The 18,383-nt window shown below is 43.4% G+C and carries 14 protein-coding genes; all 14 read right to left on the minus strand.

The genetic code is table 11. The annotated features are described in order from the left end of the window. Positions 1–952: 952 nt before the first annotated feature. The 14 genes from gndA to wzxC all read right to left on the minus strand — a co-directional run bounded on the left by gndA (position 953) and on the right by wzxC (position 18,382). Entirely contained in the window at positions 953–2,362 is a 1,410-nt protein-coding gene (gene gndA / locus C2U43_RS16605) for an NADP-dependent phosphogluconate dehydrogenase (protein ID WP_071445354.1), read from the minus strand. A 107-nt stretch (positions 2,363–2,469) separates the two neighbouring features. Then, positions 2,470–4,386, minus strand: a complete 1,917-nt coding sequence (locus C2U43_RS16610; protein ID WP_103286004.1) for a polysaccharide biosynthesis protein — start codon at positions 4,384–4,386, stop codon at positions 2,470–2,472. Positions 4,387–4,470: 84 nt separating this feature from the next. Beyond that, positions 4,471–5,646 (minus strand): DegT/DnrJ/EryC1/StrS family aminotransferase, encoded by a 1,176-nt coding sequence (locus C2U43_RS16615; protein WP_103285513.1) that lies wholly within the window; start codon positions 5,644–5,646, stop codon positions 4,471–4,473. A gap of 4 nt (positions 5,647–5,650) precedes the next feature. Beyond that, a complete protein-coding gene (locus C2U43_RS16620; protein WP_103285514.1) occupies positions 5,651–6,280 on the minus strand; it encodes an acetyltransferase in 630 nt (209 codons plus the stop codon). Further along, complete coding sequence (locus tag C2U43_RS16625) at positions 6,273–6,872, minus strand: sugar transferase (RefSeq protein ID WP_103285515.1); 600 nt, start codon at positions 6,870–6,872, stop codon at positions 6,273–6,275. The genes C2U43_RS16620 and C2U43_RS16625 overlap by 8 nt, the downstream gene beginning before the upstream one ends. 1 nt (position 6,873) lies before the next feature. After that, positions 6,874–8,082, minus strand: a complete 1,209-nt coding sequence (locus C2U43_RS16630) for a glycosyltransferase family 4 protein (RefSeq protein WP_199771086.1) — start codon at positions 8,080–8,082, stop codon at positions 6,874–6,876. Between the two features lie 55 nt (positions 8,083–8,137). After that, positions 8,138–9,268, minus strand: a complete 1,131-nt coding sequence (gene wecB, locus C2U43_RS16635) for a non-hydrolyzing UDP-N-acetylglucosamine 2-epimerase (RefSeq protein WP_071444761.1) — start codon at positions 9,266–9,268, stop codon at positions 8,138–8,140. Between the two features lie 3 nt (positions 9,269–9,271). Then, on the minus strand, positions 9,272–10,384 hold the full coding sequence (gene wbjC, locus C2U43_RS16640; protein WP_071444762.1) for a UDP-2-acetamido-2,6-beta-L-arabino-hexul-4-ose reductase: 1,113 nt from the start codon (positions 10,382–10,384) through the stop codon (positions 9,272–9,274). Position 10,385: 1 nt separating this feature from the next. Continuing rightward, a complete protein-coding gene (fnlA, locus tag C2U43_RS16645) occupies positions 10,386–11,420 on the minus strand; it encodes a UDP-N-acetylglucosamine 4,6-dehydratase/5-epimerase (RefSeq protein ID WP_071444763.1) in 1,035 nt (344 codons plus the stop codon). A gap of 497 nt (positions 11,421–11,917) precedes the next feature. Beyond that, entirely contained in the window at positions 11,918–12,811 is an 894-nt protein-coding gene (gene galF / locus C2U43_RS16650) for a UTP--glucose-1-phosphate uridylyltransferase GalF (protein WP_103285517.1), read from the minus strand. Positions 12,812–12,976: 165 nt separating this feature from the next. Next, entirely contained in the window at positions 12,977–14,371 is a 1,395-nt protein-coding gene (gene wcaM, locus C2U43_RS16660; RefSeq protein WP_103285518.1) for a colanic acid biosynthesis protein WcaM, read from the minus strand. A gap of 11 nt (positions 14,372–14,382) precedes the next feature. Next, positions 14,383–15,603 carry a colanic acid biosynthesis glycosyltransferase WcaL gene (wcaL, locus tag C2U43_RS16665; RefSeq protein WP_103285519.1) on the minus strand — a complete coding sequence of 407 codons (1,221 nt, stop codon included), beginning with the start codon at positions 15,601–15,603 and terminating at the stop codon, positions 14,383–14,385. Further along, positions 15,600–16,880 carry a colanic acid biosynthesis pyruvyl transferase WcaK gene (gene wcaK / locus C2U43_RS16670; RefSeq protein WP_103285520.1) on the minus strand — a complete coding sequence of 427 codons (1,281 nt, stop codon included), beginning with the start codon at positions 16,878–16,880 and terminating at the stop codon, positions 15,600–15,602. The genes wcaL and wcaK overlap by 4 nt, the downstream gene beginning before the upstream one ends. 23 nt (positions 16,881–16,903) lie before the next feature. Next, the gene (wzxC, locus tag C2U43_RS16675) at positions 16,904–18,382 is read right to left on the minus strand and encodes a colanic acid undecaprenyl disphosphate flippase WzxC (protein WP_103285521.1); all 1,479 of its coding nucleotides are present in this window, start codon (positions 18,380–18,382) and stop codon (positions 16,904–16,906) included. Position 18,383: the final 1 nt, after the last annotated feature.

Here is an 18,383-nt window from a genome sequence, read left to right on the forward strand (position 1 = left end):
AAGTATTTCCAGCGCATAACCATTAAGGGAATGACCGCATAATACAAAGGAGCCATTATTATGGAGAGTATTATGTAAAGATAAAATCTCCGCTTCCTTTTTCTGCCTCGTATGTCAACATTGTCTGATAGGCTAATCAAGGATCAATCGCTAATTCAAAAATATTACCAAGCGAGTTTCCTGTATAGATAAAGATCGCCATTAGTGTAATGGTGAAAAGAATCGCTGCTATTGTCGAAAAATGCCTTGCTATTTTAGCCCAGAAACATAATTTTTTGATGATATAAATGCTTTCACATTTAGGCCTAAATAAATTCCTAGGTATGATGCACATATAATACAAGCTATAAATAGACTTAGTATCCACACCCCATTTGTATCTATTGGCCATAGAATAATATCTGACAGGAATAGCAAAAAGGTAAATAGCACATATAGCGGTAACAAATAAATTAGTGAGAGAAATTGAAACCTCAATATTTTTTGGTTTGAGAGTTTAGCTTATGATAGGGATTACCTCCACCTACAGCATATAAAACTGAAGAGAGATTTACTATATCTACGAAGTTATCGAAGTTTACACCAGAAAACACCATCACCCACTGAGAGTTAATATCTCTATAGTAAACTCAATGAAAACTTACATGATATTCCAACTATTAGCTATGCCCCGAAAAAAACATACAACTATAAAGATTATATATCAATAGCGATAAAATCACTTTACTAGCGGAATTGAATATAAGTATTGAAATTCCATATTATGTGTAACTTAGTCTCATTCCAATCATTTTTGTATTTGTCGCATAGCAAATAAACTATTAAGCTTAGCAAGATCTTATAGTGAGTAACTGCAAGAATTAACTCAGATATATAAAATGGAGAAATACAGCATCACTTAATTAAGCCAATAAGTAATTCAACTCTACTTATTGGCTATTAATAAAAACGGTTACTCTTGGAACCACTCAGTGTGGAACACACCTTCTTTATCGGTGCGTTTATACGTATGTGCACCAAAGTAGTCGCGCTGGGCCTGGATCAGGTTAGCCGGCAGTACCGCAGAACGGTAGCTGTCGTAGTAGGCTACCGCTGCAGAGAAGGTCGGTACCGGAATACCGTTCTGTACAGCATAAGCCACTACATCACGCAGCGCTTGCTGATATTCGTCAGCGATATTTTTAAAGTACGGAGCCAACAGCAGGTTCGCGATACCTTTGTTTTCAGCATAAGCGTCAGTGATTTTCTGCAGGAACTGCGCGCGAATAATGCAGCCCGCGCGGAAGATCTTCGCGATTTCACCGTAGTTCAGATCCCAGTTGTATTCGTCGGAGGCTGCGCGCAGTTGAGAAAAGCCCTGCGCGTAGGAGACGATTTTACCCAGATACAGTGCGCGACGAACTTTCTCAACAAACTCAGCTTTATCGCCAGCCAGTTTAGCCTGCGGGCCAGACAGCACTTTAGATGCCGCAACGCGCTGGTCTTTCAGAGAAGAGATGTAACGCGCGAATACGGATTCGGTGATCAGCGACAGCGGTTCGCCCAAATCAAGAGAACTCTGGCTGGTCCATTTACCTGTGCCTTTGTTGGCCGCTTCGTCGAGGATCACATCAACAAGGTATTTACCTTCTTCATCTTTTTTGGTGAAGATGTCTTTAGTGATGTCGATTAGGTAGCTGCTCAGCTCGCCTTCATTCCACTCAGTGAAGGTGGTAGCCAGCTCTTCGTTAGACAGGTTCAGGCCGCCTTTCAACAGGGAATAGGCTTCAGCAATCAGCTGCATATCGCCGTATTCGATACCGTTGTGCACCATCTTCACATAGTGACCGGCGCCATCGGCACCAATATAGGTTACGCACGGCTCGCCATCTTCGGCAATCGCAGCAATTTTGGTCAGAATAGGAGCAACCAGCTCATACGCTTCTTTCTGGCCGCCAGGCATGATAGACGGGCCTTTAAGTGCGCCCTCTTCACCACCGGAAACACCGGTACCAATGAAGTTAAAGCCTTCCTCGGACAGTTCACGGTTACGACGGATAGTGTCCTGGAAGAAGGTGTTACCACCATCAATAATGATGTCGCCTTTGTCCAGATACGGCTTCAGAGAATCAATGGCAGCATCGGTGCCAGCACCCGCTTTCACCATTAACAGGATACGACGAGGGGTTTCAAGAGACTCGACGAACTCTTTCACCGTGTAGTAAGGAACCAGTTTCTTCCCCGGGTTCTCGGCAACAACTTCTTCAGTTTTTTCGCGGGAACGGTTGAAGATAGAGACGGTATAACCACGGCTTTCGATGTTGAGCGCCAGGTTGCGCCCCATCACTGCCATACCGACGACGCCTATCTGTTGCTTGGACATTACATACTCCTGTCTGGTGTGGTCGCCGCGCTACTTATGCGCGGCTTGAATGTATTCTAGATGTTAACTCAGGATACTTGAAAGTAGATAGCAGTTGATGCGCTAACTCAACATGTCACATTCAAAGCGCATCCAGAGACATTATGCTTTGCATGCCATACCAGATCACAAATGCCATCAGTAGGCTGAAAACCTGTTGGAATTTTCAGTAAAAGATTACGAATGATATCATGCTCAAATTTAGTACATGCCTCATCCATTTGCTTAAGGTAACTTTCAAGTTCTGTCCAACTGAGCATATCTTCATGTGCAGTCATAATTCTCGGATGAGATGTACCAAGAACTTGCTCGCCAATCAGCAATTCTTCGTAGAGCTTTTCTCCTGGGCGCAACCCAGTGACTCTAATTTCTATATCGCCATCCGGATTTGATTCATCTTTAATTTTTAAGCCGCATAGTTTGATCATACGAGTAGCAAGGTCATATATTCGAACAGGATCACCCATGTCGAGCACAAAGACATCTCCACCTTTGGCCATGGCACCGGCCTGGATAACCAACTGAGAAGCCTCTGGTATTGTCATGAAATAGCGGATGATATCTTTATGCGTCAGAGTAACAGGTCCGCCTTGCTCAATTTGCTTTTCAAACAATGGAACAACCGATCCTGATGAGCCTAAAACATTTCCAAATCTAACCATGCTAAAGCAAGTTGTCGATTGTTCCTGTGCTAATGCCTGTAAGACTAGTTCAGCAACACGTTTTGTAGCTCCCATCGTATTAGTCGGTCTTACCGCTTTATCGGTTGAAACCAGGATAAAAGTCTCTACATTGGACGATATTGCTGCTTGAGCACAATATAATGTTCCGAAAATATTATTTCTGACACCTTCCACAACATTATACTCAACCAAAGGGACATGTTTGTAAGCTGCGGCGTGATAAACAGTATTAACGTTAAAAACTCGCATAATTGTTTCTAAACGATGTAATTTTTGCACTGAACCCATTAATGGGATTATTACAACGTCATTATTGTTATTATGCGCAAGCATAGTTAATTCTTTTTCAATTGAATAAAGTGCAAATTCAGACACTTCAAACAAAATCAATATCTTTGGATGTTGGAAAATAATTTGTCGGCAGATCTCAGATCCAATTGAGCCACCAGCTCCAGTAACCATGACAACTTTATCACGAATATTCTTTGCTAATAATTCTGCGTCAGGAGAAACTGGTTCTCTTCCAAGCAGATCATCAATAGACACTTTTTTGAGTGTCATAATTTGAGCCTTTCCTTCAATAAGATCTACCATACCTGGTATGGATAAGACCTCACATGGAAAATCCTCTAAATATGTAATTACTTCCTTTCTTTTCTCAATTGAAATTGAAGGCATCGCTAGTAGTATCTTTTTAATACCATAGCGATGAACTAATTTTTCAATATTTTTACGAGAATAAACAGTTACACCATGAATAACGACTTTATTCAATAGTGGATTATCATCAATAAATGCAACCGGAAAATATTCATCTACCTGCCTTAGTGCTGTTAAAAGTTGTCTGCCGGAAGCACCTGCCCCATAAATAATGACGGGCGTTCGTCCGCGCACAGCATAGGTAAGCAACATTCTAAATAATAGTCTCGACCCGCAAATGAATAATAAAGAAAAAGCAAAATAAATTATTGGTATTGCTCTTGGAAGAAATATATCAAAGAAATAAGATAATGTTATAAGCAGTACGGTTGATATGCTAAGGCCTAGCAGGACGGTAACAAATATCTTCGCTGTCACATATCTTAAGACTGTACGATATAAACCGGTCCTTGCAAAGATACATACAGTAACAACAATAAGACAAGCCAGTAACTTCCAGTGCTCGTAGCTAGTATAAGGTGCAGAAACATCCATCCGGACCCAAAAAGCTCCCCAGAAAGCGATAAGCAATAAAACAAAATCTATTGCCACCATGATTATGCGTTTTATATTACGAGGCAAACTGAGTAGTTGCGTTAACATTCTATACCACATTTTTAAAAGAGGAGGCGGCGTAATCAGCCACCTCATATCAGATTAATCAATACTTATCGTTGCCAATAGATGTTAATTAAGTGCATTTTTCAAAACCTTATATGCAACTTCGCATGTTAGTTCAATTTCCGAACATGTTAGCGTCGGGTGTACCAGAAACATCAAGCTAGTCTCACCTAATTCAAACGCATTAGGTAGAGGAGTTTCAGGACGCCATGGAGTGTTATCGAATGCTTTTTCTAAATAAATCTCAGAACAACTTCCTTGATAACAAGGAACTCCAGCATTATTAATTTCATTAATAATGCGATCCCTAGTCCACCCTTCTTTTAATGCTGATGGCTTAATAAACACATAATGTTTATATTCTGCATGTTCAATATAATCTGGAATATTAACTAACCTAACACCACTCAGGTCTGCTAATGCTGCATCTATAGCTTTCCCATTTTCCTGACGTCGCTTAGTCCAATCAGCCATTCTTCTTAATTGAATTCGCCCAATCACAGCCTGCATTTCAAGCATGCGCCAGTTGGTACCGAAAGATTCATGCAACCACCGGAAGCCTGGCTTATGTTCACGATTATAGACAGCATCATAGCTTTTCCCATGATCCTTATAGCTCCACATTTTAGACCAAAGGGTTTTATCATTGGTGGTTACCATCCCACCTTCGCCTCCCGTCGTCATGATTTTATCCTGGCAGAATGACCAGGCCGCAATATGACCAATGCTGCCAACACGCTTTCCTTTATAGCTTGCACCATGAGCTTGAGCGCAATCTTCAATAACATAAAGTCCATGTTTTGCAGCCAGATCCATAATCGGATCCATTTCAGCAGGCATCCCAGCCAGATGAACTATAATAACTGCTTTCGTATTTGGCGTTAATACAACCGAGATAGTTTCAGCTGTAATACATTGACTATTTAAGTCAACATCAGCAAAAATCGGATTAGCACCAGCAGTAACAATGCATGATGCAGAAGCCAGGAATGTACGTGAAGTAACGATTACGTCATCACCATGAGCAATATTTAATGCCTTGAGGGCAACATCTAAAGCTAATGTACCATTACTTAATGCTACTGCATATTTAGTTCCTACCCATTCAGCAAATTCAGTCTCAAACAAACGACATTCATTGCCAGTCCAGTAGTTTACTTTATTAGACAATAGTACTGAGGAAACCGCATCTGCTTCCTCTTGAGTAAATGATGGCCATGGAGAAAATGATGTATTAAGCACAATATTATCCTTTTTGACTTATTAACTTTGCGGGATTACCCACAACGGTTGTATGAGGTTCCACATCAAGTAGTACATTGGCGCCAGCACCTACAGTAGCTCTAAATTCAATATTTATACCTTGAATCACTTGCGCACCAATACCGATCATCACTTCGTTACCAACATATACTGCCCCAGCCAAATGTACACCAGGACAGATATGAACGCCATCATTCAAGATAGAATCATGATCTATTGTGGCAGCCGTGTTGATAATGACCGCATTGCCGATGGTAACAAATGGATTAACGACTGCATGAGCCATAATCACAGAACCTAGGCCAATCTCAGAATAACGGCTAATATATGCTGTTGGATGGATAAAGGTTTTAAGTGGTGCACCTATTTTTATTAAATAATTGGTTTTTTCCAAGCGGGCTCTATTATTCCCAATAGCTACAACAACTCCATCATAGTCGTTTATTGTTTCAACCAATGAATCAAAGTCCCCAATAAGCGGCCAATGTTTATTCAAAGTAACTGAAGGCCATTGTTCATCAAAAAAAAATACTTGATTATATCCCGCTAATTCAACCAACTCGGCAACAACTTTGCCATGCCCTCCCGCACCATAAATTGCTATTCTATTCATCTTGATTACCTTTGAAAGGTTCCACTGTAACATGGCCTTCCGAGGAAATACCCTCTCTCTTATACGTCTTTTTTAGTGTTAATATAAGTATTTTAAGATCTAGCAACAACGACTGATTATCCACGTACCATACGTCAAGTTTAAATTTATCATTCCAACTGATTGCATTCCTACCATTGACTTGTGCCCATCCAGTAATTCCGGGACGGACTTCATGACGACGTTTTTGCTCCATACTATAAAGTTCAAGATAACTCATAAGAAGTGGTCTGGGGCCAACGAGACTCATATCACCTTTAAGCACATTCCAAAGTTCAGGTAATTCATCAAGACTCAACGCTCTAATTTTTCGTCCAAATTCAGTTAATCGCACTTCATCAGATAATATTTTCCCAGTGGAATCATAAGCATCTTTCATGCTACGAAATTTAATCATCTCAAATGGACGGCCATCTTTTCCTGGACGAATTTGCCTAAAAAGTGCTGGCTTACCAAGTTTTCTTCTGACAAGAATATATGTAACCACAAGAATAGGGGATAAGCATATAATAAGTATTAGTGATGTAAATATATCAAATAAACGTTTAAGCATTTTATTTTACAACCTGTTCAAAAACAGAAATGAATTTTTTGACACCAGCCTCAAGGCTTAACTTTGAGCGATAAAACTCAGCGCCATTAGCACCTAATTTTTTAAGTTCAGCTTCAGATAGCAAAGTGAGTGTCTGAATTCCATCTGCGATCGATATAGGATCGTCAGATTTACACACAATACCAGCATTAGCATCTCTGACAAGATCCGCTGCATCACCGTCTACAGCCATAATAATAGGTTTACCACTTGCCATATAAGCCTGAGTTCTAGAAGGAATAGTAATTGAAAACAATTCATCTTTAATTAAATGAACAAGCAATGAATCGGCTTGCTGCAAGATATCACCAATCTCTGAAACAGGGACCCGTGGAATAAATATTACGTTTTCAATGCCTCCATCTTCAACAAGCTTTCTTGCCTCGGGCTCCGCCACCCCAGAACCAACAAAAACGATATTAGCTCCAACACATTTTTCTTGTAATAACTTTGCTGCAGAAATGATTGACGGTAATCCTTGTGCTAGGCCTAAATTTCCGGCGAAGACGATGTTGAATTTATCGGAAGGAAGGGTAATTGAAGAGTTTTTAAAGTTTCGAATATTTTCTTCATCACACCAATTATAAATAACTTCAATTTTATTAGCTGGAACTCCCCTCGATATTAATTTATTTTTAAACCCAGGGGAAAGGACAACAATTTTAGCCGCACGACGATAGATAAAATTACAAACACCATCAACTATTTTGAGTATTTTCTTATTTGTAAGCATTCCTGTGGTTGCCAATGTATCTGGCCATAAATCCTGAATATCCACAACAAAAGGCGTTTTACGGAATGATGAAATAATTGCAGCAGAAAGTGCTGTAGTAAGAGGGGGATGATACGCATAGATAACATCCATCCTCTGCCTACGAAACATGCCATAAATAACACTTGATAAAAAAAATGAAGTATAGTTAAAGACTCTCTTTAGTGCAGAACGGCCATGATGCGGATAAATTGGAACACGATTTATAATTATATTTTCAATTATTTCTTGTTGATAATATTTTATCTTATAACCGTCATAAACTTTCCCACCTGGATAATTAGGGAAGCCAGTAATAACATCTACTTCAACATTCAGCTTTGTTAATTCTCTAGCAAAAGCAAGACCTTTAAAGGTAGGTTCAGGATCAAACCATTGTGTCAACAATAAGACTTTCACTTTAATCTATACACCATCAAAAAGTCACTCTGGACTCGCCAGAGTGATGGCCTTATTAGTATTTACGCCAAACAACACGTTTAACATAATCAGTATAGGAGAGGATAATTCTTGCCACTTTATCAGAGACATTTGGCATTGAATAGTCACTCACTTGGCGTAGGAGTCGTTCATTATCACGTGGCTGATTTTTTATCATATCAAGAGCCTGAAGAATACGCTCAGGATCAACACCGGTCATAATTACCGTGCCTTCTTCCATTCCTTCTGGACGCTCGTGCGCCTCACGGATATTGATAGCAGGAAAATTGAGAATCGATGACTCTTCAGTAATTGTACCGCTATCAGAAAGGACTGCTCGTGCTTCCTTCTGTAATTTTACATAATCTTTAAAGCCAAGCGGCTTTAACAATTGTACGTGCGAGTTAAATACAATCCCTTTTGCATCAATTCTTTTCTGAGTTCTCGGGTGTGTAGAAACAATTACGGGTAACTGATAAGTTTCTGCTACTTTGTTTAACGACTCGACAAGATTCATTAAATTCTTATCTGAATCAATGTTTTCTTCGCGGTGAGCACTTACTACAAAATATTCGCCGGATTTGACATTAAGACGCTCAAGAATATTTGATGCTTCAATACCATCGGAATAATGAGTAAGAACTTCAAACATTGGGCTGCCAGTCTTAATGATACGGTCAGCTGGTAATCCCTCCGCAAGAAGATATTCTCGTGCTATATCACTATAGGTAAGATTAATATCAGCTGTATGATCAACAATACGGCGATTTATCTCTTCTGGTACTCGCATATCAAAACAACGATTTCCCGCTTCCATATGGAAGATAGGAATCTTGCGGCGTTTAGCCGGAATAGCAGCTAAGCAGCTATTTGTATCACCAAGGACTAGAAGTGCTTCTGGTTTGATGGATTCCAGCACTTCATCAATTTTGATAATAATTTGCCCAATAGTCTCTGCAGCATTTTTACCTGCTGCATTCAAAAAGTGGTCAGGTTTGCGGACGCCGAGATCGTCGAAAAAAATTTGATTAAGTTCGTAATCGTAGTTTTGACCAGTATGAACAATCGTATGTTCAAAATAATCATCTAGTTTAGCCATAACACGCGACAATCTGATAATTTCAGGTCGTGTACCAACGACAGTCATAACATGCATTTTTTTCATCTTTTACTCATCAGAGATTTTATAGTTAACTGTATCAGGATTCTCAGGATCAAAAATTTCATTTGCCCAGAGCATGACTATCATTTCATCATCACCAATATTCGTGATGTCATGCGACCAGCCAGGAACAGTCTCGACTATTTTCGATTCATCTCCATCAATAAATATTTCGTAATAGTCATTCGAATCAATATGTCTGAATGCAAATTTTGCTTTGCCCTTAATAACCAAGAATTTCTCATTTTTAGTATGATGATAATGCCCACCTCTTGTAATGCCAGGATGTGCAGTAAAAAATGAAAACTGACCAGACTCTTTGGTTTTGAGCATTTCAACAAACGTCCCGCGAGGATCACTATGACGTTTGACTGAATAAGCAAATTCTGAGGGAGAATAATAACTCAGATAAGTTGCATACAGCGCTCTGGTTAAACCGGTACCAACGTGGTCGATTAGCAGGCCATGCTGCTTATTCTTAAATGACCTGATGGTGTCAACAACGTTACCGACACTCGTACTATAAACAGGTGTGACTTCTGCGCTTTTCTCATCAACTTTGCCTTTTAAGCAATCAACGAATGATTTGCAGACATCATCAATATAAACCAGTTTTAGCGGGGCATCCGGATTATTTATAGTCACGTCTAACCCGTTAAGAATATTATAGCAAAAAGTTGCAACTGCTGAGTTATAGTTAGGTCTACACCATTTTCCAAACACATTAGGTAAGCGATAAATATACGTTTTTGCGCCAGTCTCTTTCGCATATTTGCTTACTGAATATTCTGCTGCCGCCTTACTTTTTCCGTAATGGTTGTCGAGTTCAGCTTGAATTGATGAAGTTATGAGTAAAGGAGTTTTATTACCAAAATAAACTAATTTATTTACAATGTAATCAGTTAAGTTAGCATTGCCCTCATAAAACTCTGAATCACTTGTTGGGCGGTTAATCCCAGCAAGATGGAAAACAAATTCCGCAGATTGCAATGCTTCATCAAGCTGCTCAAGTGAGTTGTCTCGATCGATACAAATTACATCGTCATACCCGTTTTCACGTAAATGGACACGCAGATTTTTTCCGATGAACCCATTAGAACCAGTAATGACAATCTTCATATTATTCATCCAGTTGATATTCTTTTTTATCGCAAATAGCTCTAATAAAAGCCAATTTTAGCAATAATTTTTTCATACCTTCTACATCAAGACGTTCTGTATTGTGTGAATTATAATCTTCAATTTGCGAAATTCGCTGATCGCCCTGTTCTACGTATTTCCCATAATTGAGGTCTCGAAGATCAGGTGGAACACGGTAATATTCACCCATATCTTCAGCAGCGACCATTTCTTCACGGCTCAGTAATGCTTCATACAATTTTTCACCGTGGCGGGTACCAATAATATGTACAGGATGTTCTGGAATCTCCATCAGTTCTTTGAGTGCAATAGCCAATGTTTCAATTGTTGCAGCTGGTGCTTTTTGAACAAAAATATCACCATTATTGCCATGTTCAAAGGCGTATAATACGAGATCAACCGCATCATCTAAAGTCATCATGAAACGTGTCATATTTGGGTCAGTAATCGTCAGAGGTTTACCCTCTCTAATCAAGTCCACAAATAATGGAATAACCGAACCGCGCGAAGCCATAACGTTTCCGTATCGAGTACCACAAATTACGGTTTTAGACTTATCAACATTTCGGGATTTAGCTACGATAACTTTCTCCATCATAGCCTTGGAAATACCCATCGCATTGATAGGATAAACTGCCTTATCTGTACTCAGGCAGACAACACGTTTCACACCATTTGCAATTGCAGCCTCGAGTACATTTTCAGTACCTAACACGTTCGTTTTTACTGCTTCCATGGGATGGAATTCACAAGATGGTACTTGCTTCAAGGCCGCTGCATGGTAAAGGAAATCTACACCACGAGTTGCATTTAAGATTGATTGATAGTCACGGACATCGCCAATATAAAACTTCAATTTCGAGTTATTATATTTTTTTCGCATGTCGTCTTGCTTTTTTTCATCACGACTGAAAATACGAATCTCTGCAATATCCGTATCTAAAAATCTTCTTAAAACCGCATTCCCAAAAGAACCTGTACCACCTGTAATTAACAAAACCTTATTTTTAAACATATAAAATTTCTCTCATTAGCTTTTTAGACGCTTAACGTCTTTTCCTACAACGTCTTTGACTGTAGTAAATTAAATATTAATCTTATAAAAATGAAATCTACTGGAAGTGTATGCAGTTTTGCTTTTTCTGATCGTTTATTAATCAACAAAGTTCAGAATTACGTTTAGAAAGATCAGGCATCGATATGCCTTCACGATCAAGCACGCTACCGCCCCTGGCTTTACAGCTACCAGATCACTAGCTAGATTCCAAAGATGATGGTCACTGCCAACTCAGGCAAAGACGCCAAAATCAAGCACTAATTGTCTTACCAAATGCTGACAGAAACAAGGAAAAACCCAACAAAAAACAGATTAAACTTAGTAGGTTAACTTATTATAATTAGTTGCTTTTCATATAAAAAACGACAGTAACACTCCGCTGCATAAAGCATAGACACCGGAATGTTAACTGCCGCTCTTTTTTCGGGCATACATCACAAAGACGTGAACATCTTCTACTCGCTCAACAACTTCTCAATGCCCTTACGGAACTTCGCCCCTTCTTTAAGGTTGCGCAGCCCATACTTAACGAATGCCTGCATGTAGCCCATCTTTTTACCACAGTCGTAGCTGTCGCCTGTCATCAGCATAGCATCAACAGACTGTTTTTTAGCCAGCTCTGCAATGGCATCCGTCAACTGGATACGTCCCCAGGCACCTGGAGCAGTTTTTTCCAGCTCTGCCCAGATATCAGCAGAAAGCACATAGCGTCCTACGGCCATCAGATCGGAATCCAGCGTTTGCGGCTGATCCGGTTTTTCGATGAACTCAACGATACGGCTGACTTTACCTTCGTTGTCCAAAGCCTCTTTGGTTTGAATAACAGAGTATTCAGACAGATCGCCCTCCATACGCTTAGCCAGCACCTGACTGCGCCCGGTTTCATTAAAACGAGCAACCATAGCAGCGAGGTTGTAGCGCAGCGGATCCGCACTTGCGGTATCCAGAACAACGTCAGGTAATACCACGACAAACGGGTTATCACCAATGATAGGACGAGCACAAAGGATGGAATGACCCAGACCCAGCAACTGAGCCTGACGGACGTTCATGATGGTCACGCCCGGAGGACAGATAGACTGCACTTCGGCTAAGAGCTGGCGCTTAACACGCTGCTCAAGGAGTGATTCGAGTTCGTAAGAGGTGTCGAAGTGGTTCTCAACTGCGTTCTTAGACGCATGAGTCACCAGAACGATTTCTTTGATACCGGCAGCTACAATCTCGTCGACAATGTATTGAATCATCGGCTTGTCTACGATCGGCAGCATCTCTTTAGGGATTGCCTTCGTGGCAGGCAACATGTGCATCCCCAGACCTGCTACCGGAATAACTGCTTTCAAATTAATCATTAAGTCATTCACCTATTCAATTGTTGCTGAATTATAGCTTTTTAGCTTGTTTTAGCCAGTATGAATTACATTACTCCGATGCCGCGTATGTTACGCCGCTTAGCTGCGGAATGCAGTAATCTTAATCCCAGGCGGGTACAACTTTTGCCAGGAATGGTCGCAAAGTTACCTCCCCTGCCCCGGCAGTCGAAAATTCACCGCTTCAACATTCACCACCTGATGGCTTACCCGGTCAATGTCAACTGAACTTTGCCCGCTTTCGTTTACCGCATGGATATTCGCCAGTGATAGCAAGGTGTCCTGCTTAGCCATAAACTTGCCGCGCACATCCTGGCGTAGATCGAATTGCATCTTGAGCGCGGGTCCTGTTGCGGATTGCTGCATCACTCTGATGTTACGTAAAAAAAGATGCTGCGGTTGGTTGTGCAACTCAAGCGTGGCTCGCTTCATCTCCACGTTGGTAATGGCCACGAACGACGTTGCATTACCTGATGAGATCTGAATGCCGCGTAATTTATATTCAAGTTTCGTGTTATCCAGATGGATATTATTTAACTTAAAGTTCTGCGGTATGGATAAATATCGTCCTTTAATAACACCGTAGCCAATGAGCATACCTGCGCTATTTTCCATATTGATATTATCAATCACGAAATTATCACAGCCATAAATAGCAACCGTCGCATTATCAATACCTGCTTTCTTACTAAAATCTGGGGTAATATTTCGTGCGGTGATATTACGAATGATAAAATGTTTACCGTTCTCTACATGGACTAGCTGTCGACAGTCGGTACCGGTGATATTCGCCACCACAAAGTTTTTTACCGCCAGCTCATCGGGATAGGAATTGTCATAGGTACTGCCCGCCAGTCCGATGCCGATGCCCCAGTTCACGTTGCCGTTGGTACAGTTAATACGTTCAATGACATGGTCAGAAATGAGGATGTTGCTGTCGTTGATCGCCACATTCCACTCAATGGCATCTCCCTGTAGATCGCTAAAACGGCAGTTTGTAATCTTTACGCCATCCATCCGGTTATGAAAGCCCTGACGCAGGATCCCATAGTTGGCGCGCGTGACGGTAATATCATCGATAACCAGATTGCGCATCAGCCTTGGTGTTTTGCCGCCGACATAGACTTGTGTCACTGGGCCAAAACCACTCATGGCAATCCCTTTTATCACACAGTCTGAACCGCGCACATCGAGGGTAACATTCCTCAGGCTCCCGCCCTGCTCACCCACTACCTTACATCCATCCTGCAGAACAAAGCGACCACGGCCATTGCCGCTGATTCTGCCTTGCAGGTGTAGCGTTTTGCCAGGAGGAATAACGATAGCGGTATTGAGATCCTTACATTCCAGTCCATTTGGTACGACTACCGTTTGTCCTTCTTTGAACGCCTGCCGGAAAGAAGCGACCCAATCCTTTGGGTTGTAATCCTGAATGTTAACACTGTCCGATGATTCAAGCGCCCGGACAACGGGAGAATGCAGTACGACAAGCGCAGAGCCTGCCGTCAGAAAAGTACGGCGTGAGAGTTTTTTCTCTGACATACAACCTCGGTTTACATCGTTTGCAGCAGACTGGCTAACTGTTTATTGATCGCTAACTGATTAAATTCAGTTTCAATTTTTTCGCGCGCACACTGCACAATCGGCTGTACCTGCTCACTGTCGAGCAGGCTAAATGCCGCTAAACGCTCTGCCAGTGCCTGCGCATCGTTTTCCGGTGCCAGCCAGCCAGACTTACCCGACTCGACCAGCTCCGGGATCCCACTGTGGACAGTTGAAATTACCGGGATACCCACCGCCATCGCCTCCATCAGCGCCACCGGGATCCCCTCCATATCGCCGTCTCTTCCGGTAATCGACGGCAGTAAAAATACATCCGCCTGCTCAAGCATCTCCTTTACCTGATGGCTGGGCTTAAAGCCGGGCATCTCAATCACGTCATCGAGTTGATATTGCTCGATCAGCGTACGTAAACGACGCTCCCAAGGGCCGATACCCAGAATGCGATAACGAAATGAAACGCCCTGCTCTTTTAACTGACGACAAGCTTCGATGGCGACGTGCAGTCCTTTTTTCTCGGTTAACCGGGCGACAGAGATAATTTCCAGCGGTGCAGCTGGTGCTTTCAGTTGGCGAGGGGTAAAACGCGTCATGTCGATACCCATACGCGAAACCGCGATTTTATGCGGCGGGCATCCCATGTTTTTTAAACGTCCGGCCCAGAGATTGCTGATGGGTAACATCAAATCTCCGCGTTGAAACAGCTGCTGATACTCAGGGGTATAGCGGGTAAGCACATCCCGATGCGAAACATCGACGCCGTGAAATACCGTGGCGATTTTTCCGCGGATCATCCCAAGCTCACGCAGCTTAGCGGCCGTTACGCCTGCTGGCCCAAAATGAGCAATAAAGACATCCGCTTCAAACGCCCGCGGATTCCCACCGCAAATGGCCGCCAAAATCAGATTACGCGCTTCTTCGCCATAGCGTGCAACATTAAGCGCTTTCCAGGTCGCTGCGCGGGTGAGACCGTGCAGAGCCCCCGCCGCCCTATATTTCAGCTTCGCCAGTTTGCTTTCCGGTTCATTCAGCAACCAGCGCGTTTTTTCACCCAGCCGGTAGGTATTAAATGAGTCATGCGTATTTTCAAGATCGCCCTTCTGCAAAGCGACAATCTCCACGTCGTAGCCCATATCAATAAATGCGGTTATCTGATTGAGTACAAAGGTCTCAGAAGAGAGCGGAAATTTAAGCAGGAAAAAGCCAATCTTCATTTTTCCCCCTCAATACGCGTTAAAACCGACTGCACCATGTGTACCCCGCGTTCGCGTTCGCGTGTCACAGCATCCCCAAGCCGTATGTTCAGTTCAGGTAGCTGTCCGAGGGTATCGGCGACCTTTCCTTCCAGACTGCCATCGAGCAGATGGCGAATATCGACAGCCATCTCCGGCAACCCCAACTGTTGCATAATTCCTGCCGATTTATGCTCGTAGTTAATGGCGATGGCTGGCGTCATAAAATTCATCGAGATAATGGCCGAGTGCAACCGAGTACCCACCGTCAGATCGCATGCCCCCAGAATCTTCCCCATCTCCAGATCGTTAAGTTCATCCATCACCACGTGATATCGGGTAGGATCGTTAACATACTGGCGCAGGTTTAACGCCACCATGCGATCATCTTTGTTGTAACTATCAATACCGGTGCAGGTTGACAGTGCAATCACTTGGTAACCTTCATCAAGGATGCGGTTCACCACCCCGGCAAAGGCTTGCTCATAGGCCTGCTGCGTTGTCCCCAGACGCTTATCAAAAGGCGCCAGCTCGCGCAATGTAATGGCAACGGTCTTCTGTTTAGCCGCCATGTCTAACCAGTGCTGTACCGCATAACCTGGCTCAAAATCCTCATGATGATTGTCGACCAGCCAGGCCGTATCTACGCCTGTTTCGACTTTATCCGTGGTAATTGCGCTGCGCTTCATCAGATCCAGACTGACGGATTCACGTAAAATCAATGCATTACAGTGGCCAAACACGTAGTTCGCCAGTTGATTAAACTGCTCATCCTGGAATGGCCCCACGCTATGACCAATCATGTACAGCGGTTTTTTCGCCATAAACGAACACAACGCATGTTCAAACTGCGGCACACCATACAGATCGACAAAGAACGATCCGCCGACCTGGATGATGGCGTCATAGCGCGACAACAAACGAACAAAATCGGTAAAGCCCTGGGCGATAGCGATATTGCGCAGATTACCGGAGTCGGTAACACGCGAGAGCAGTACCTGGTGCTGATAGCGACGACGCAGCACTTTCTTCACGCGCCCCATAACACCTACTGCATTGTTGTGTTGATTCATCTGCGAATACAGCGGATCGCCCATCACCGGGCGGTTCAGTAACCATGAGGAGCTCACTGGGTAACGGCTCATAACATCCACTTCAGTCTCGGGACGCAACGCGTTAATGGCATCCAGCAAACCGCGCAGGATCGCGCTATCCCCTCGGTTCCCGCATGTATGGTTGCCCAAAATTAATAGTTTCATTTTGACCTCTTAAAGCGTTGTTCTTATCCTGCACGGAGCAAGGTTTTCATTTTTTCACTGCGACAGAGCTGGCGTTTTATTTCCACCACCAGCGGATGACGCGACAGCACCATCATTAGCGCAAACGCCAGCGCCCCTGCCGCTATCTGGCTCCCCAACAACACGCCCAACGACAGCTGGTCATGCAGCATTACGCCCAGCGCATAGCTCACTACAAGGGTTGGCAAGGAGAGATACAACGGCAGCCAAAGACTGAGCATGTACTGGCGGTAGCTGGGGCCAAGAACAGGTTTAATCATCACGAAATAGCTGAGGACTGTGTTAATCACCTGGACCAGCAAAAAGCCCAGCGTCACGCCAATTGCCCCGGCCAGATGTCCACCGATGAAAATGGCGGGAATAAACAGAAAGGTTTTGAACACATTGAATTTGAAACTGATATCGACCCGCGCTTTCGCCATCAGCAGTGAACCGATTGGATTCCCCACCGAGCGCAGCAGCCCAACAATGCACAGCAGTTGCAGGATGGGGATAATGCCGTTCCACTTCTCGCCGAATACCAGCGGCACCACGTTATTCGACACCACCATCAGTCCCAGCAGCGTCGGGAAGTTGATAATCCCAACCACCGACAGCAGCTTGTAAAAATTCACCCGTAGCTTTTCGCTGTCGTCCTGGATTTTGGCAAACGCCGGAAACAGCACGCGGGTGATAATCGGGTTCAGTTTGATCGGGGGGACAACCGCCACATTCCAGGCGAGATTGAATCCGCCCGCCACGCCAGCTCCCAACGTGCGGGCCAAAACCAGCGTGGAAAGGTTGGTATTGATGTAATTGATGATACTGTCTGCCGTCAGCCACGCACCAAAACGCAGATTCGACGAAACGGATGCCAGCGAAAAATGCAGCCCCGGACGGTAAATCCGGCGACCAAAATAGCCGAACAGCAGCGTACGTAGCGTACTGTTTACCAGATACCCGAGAATGGCCGTCAGTGCGAGCGGCCAGAAATGGGCGCTGACTACGGTAAAGGTAAAACCGGCCAGTACCGAACTGGTTTCAATCATGCCAATTTTGTTGAAGGCCAGCTCTTTTTGCATCAGCGCACGAAACTGCTGCCCGTGCGGTATCACCACAAACGCCAGCGATAACGTTTTGACGAGCGGTGCCAGTTCTGGGTTATTAAGTACGCTGGCAATCGTCTCGCTCAGCAGAAACATCGCCACGCATACCACAATACCCAACCCCACGTTGAGCCAGTACAGCGTGGTCAGTTCAAGATAGCCAATCTCTTTGCGCTGAATAATTGAGTTGGCAATACCAAAGTCAGACAACGTATCGGCCAGCGCGATGATCACCAGCGCCACGGTTAACAACCCGAACTGGTGGTTATCAATAATCCGTGCCAGTACGGTCATCTGGATAAGACCCAGACCAATGATGATCACCGTGGCAATCGCCGACCACTTTGCGCCGTTCAGCGTTTTTTCTCGTAAACTCATG

Source organism: Citrobacter freundii complex sp. CFNIH9, assembly GCF_002903305.1.
In the GTDB taxonomy this organism is placed as follows: domain Bacteria; phylum Pseudomonadota; class Gammaproteobacteria; order Enterobacterales; family Enterobacteriaceae; genus Citrobacter; species Citrobacter portucalensis.

What these genes read in the sequence shown, in the direction of transcription:
- gndA (WP_071445354.1), bottom strand. Translation starts at nt 2,362, where the DNA reads ATGTCCAAGCAACAGATAGGCGTCGTCGGTATGGCAGTGATGGGGCGC.
- C2U43_RS16610 (WP_103286004.1), bottom strand. Translation starts at nt 4,386, where the DNA reads ATGTTAACGCAACTACTCAGTTTGCCTCGTAATATAAAACGCATAATC.
- C2U43_RS16620 (WP_103285514.1), bottom strand. Translation starts at nt 6,280, where the DNA reads ATGAATAGAATAGCAATTTATGGTGCGGGAGGGCATGGCAAAGTTGTT.
- C2U43_RS16625 (WP_103285515.1), bottom strand. Translation starts at nt 6,872, where the DNA reads ATGCTTAAACGTTTATTTGATATATTTACATCACTAATACTTATTATA.
- wecB (WP_071444761.1), bottom strand. Translation starts at nt 9,268, where the DNA reads ATGAAAAAAATGCATGTTATGACTGTCGTTGGTACACGACCTGAAATT.
- wbjC (WP_071444762.1), bottom strand. Translation starts at nt 10,384, where the DNA reads ATGAAGATTGTCATTACTGGTTCTAATGGGTTCATCGGAAAAAATCTG.
- fnlA (WP_071444763.1), bottom strand. Translation starts at nt 11,420, where the DNA reads ATGTTTAAAAATAAGGTTTTGTTAATTACAGGTGGTACAGGTTCTTTT.
- galF (WP_103285517.1), bottom strand. Translation starts at nt 12,811, where the DNA reads ATGATTAATTTGAAAGCAGTTATTCCGGTAGCAGGTCTGGGGATGCAC.
- wcaM (WP_103285518.1), bottom strand. Translation starts at nt 14,371, where the DNA reads ATGTCAGAGAAAAAACTCTCACGCCGTACTTTTCTGACGGCAGGCTCT.
- wcaL (WP_103285519.1), bottom strand. Translation starts at nt 15,603, where the DNA reads ATGAAGATTGGCTTTTTCCTGCTTAAATTTCCGCTCTCTTCTGAGACC.
- wcaK (WP_103285520.1), bottom strand. Translation starts at nt 16,880, where the DNA reads ATGAAACTATTAATTTTGGGCAACCATACATGCGGGAACCGAGGGGAT.
- wzxC (WP_103285521.1), bottom strand. Translation starts at nt 18,382, where the DNA reads ATGAGTTTACGAGAAAAAACGCTGAACGGCGCAAAGTGGTCGGCGATT.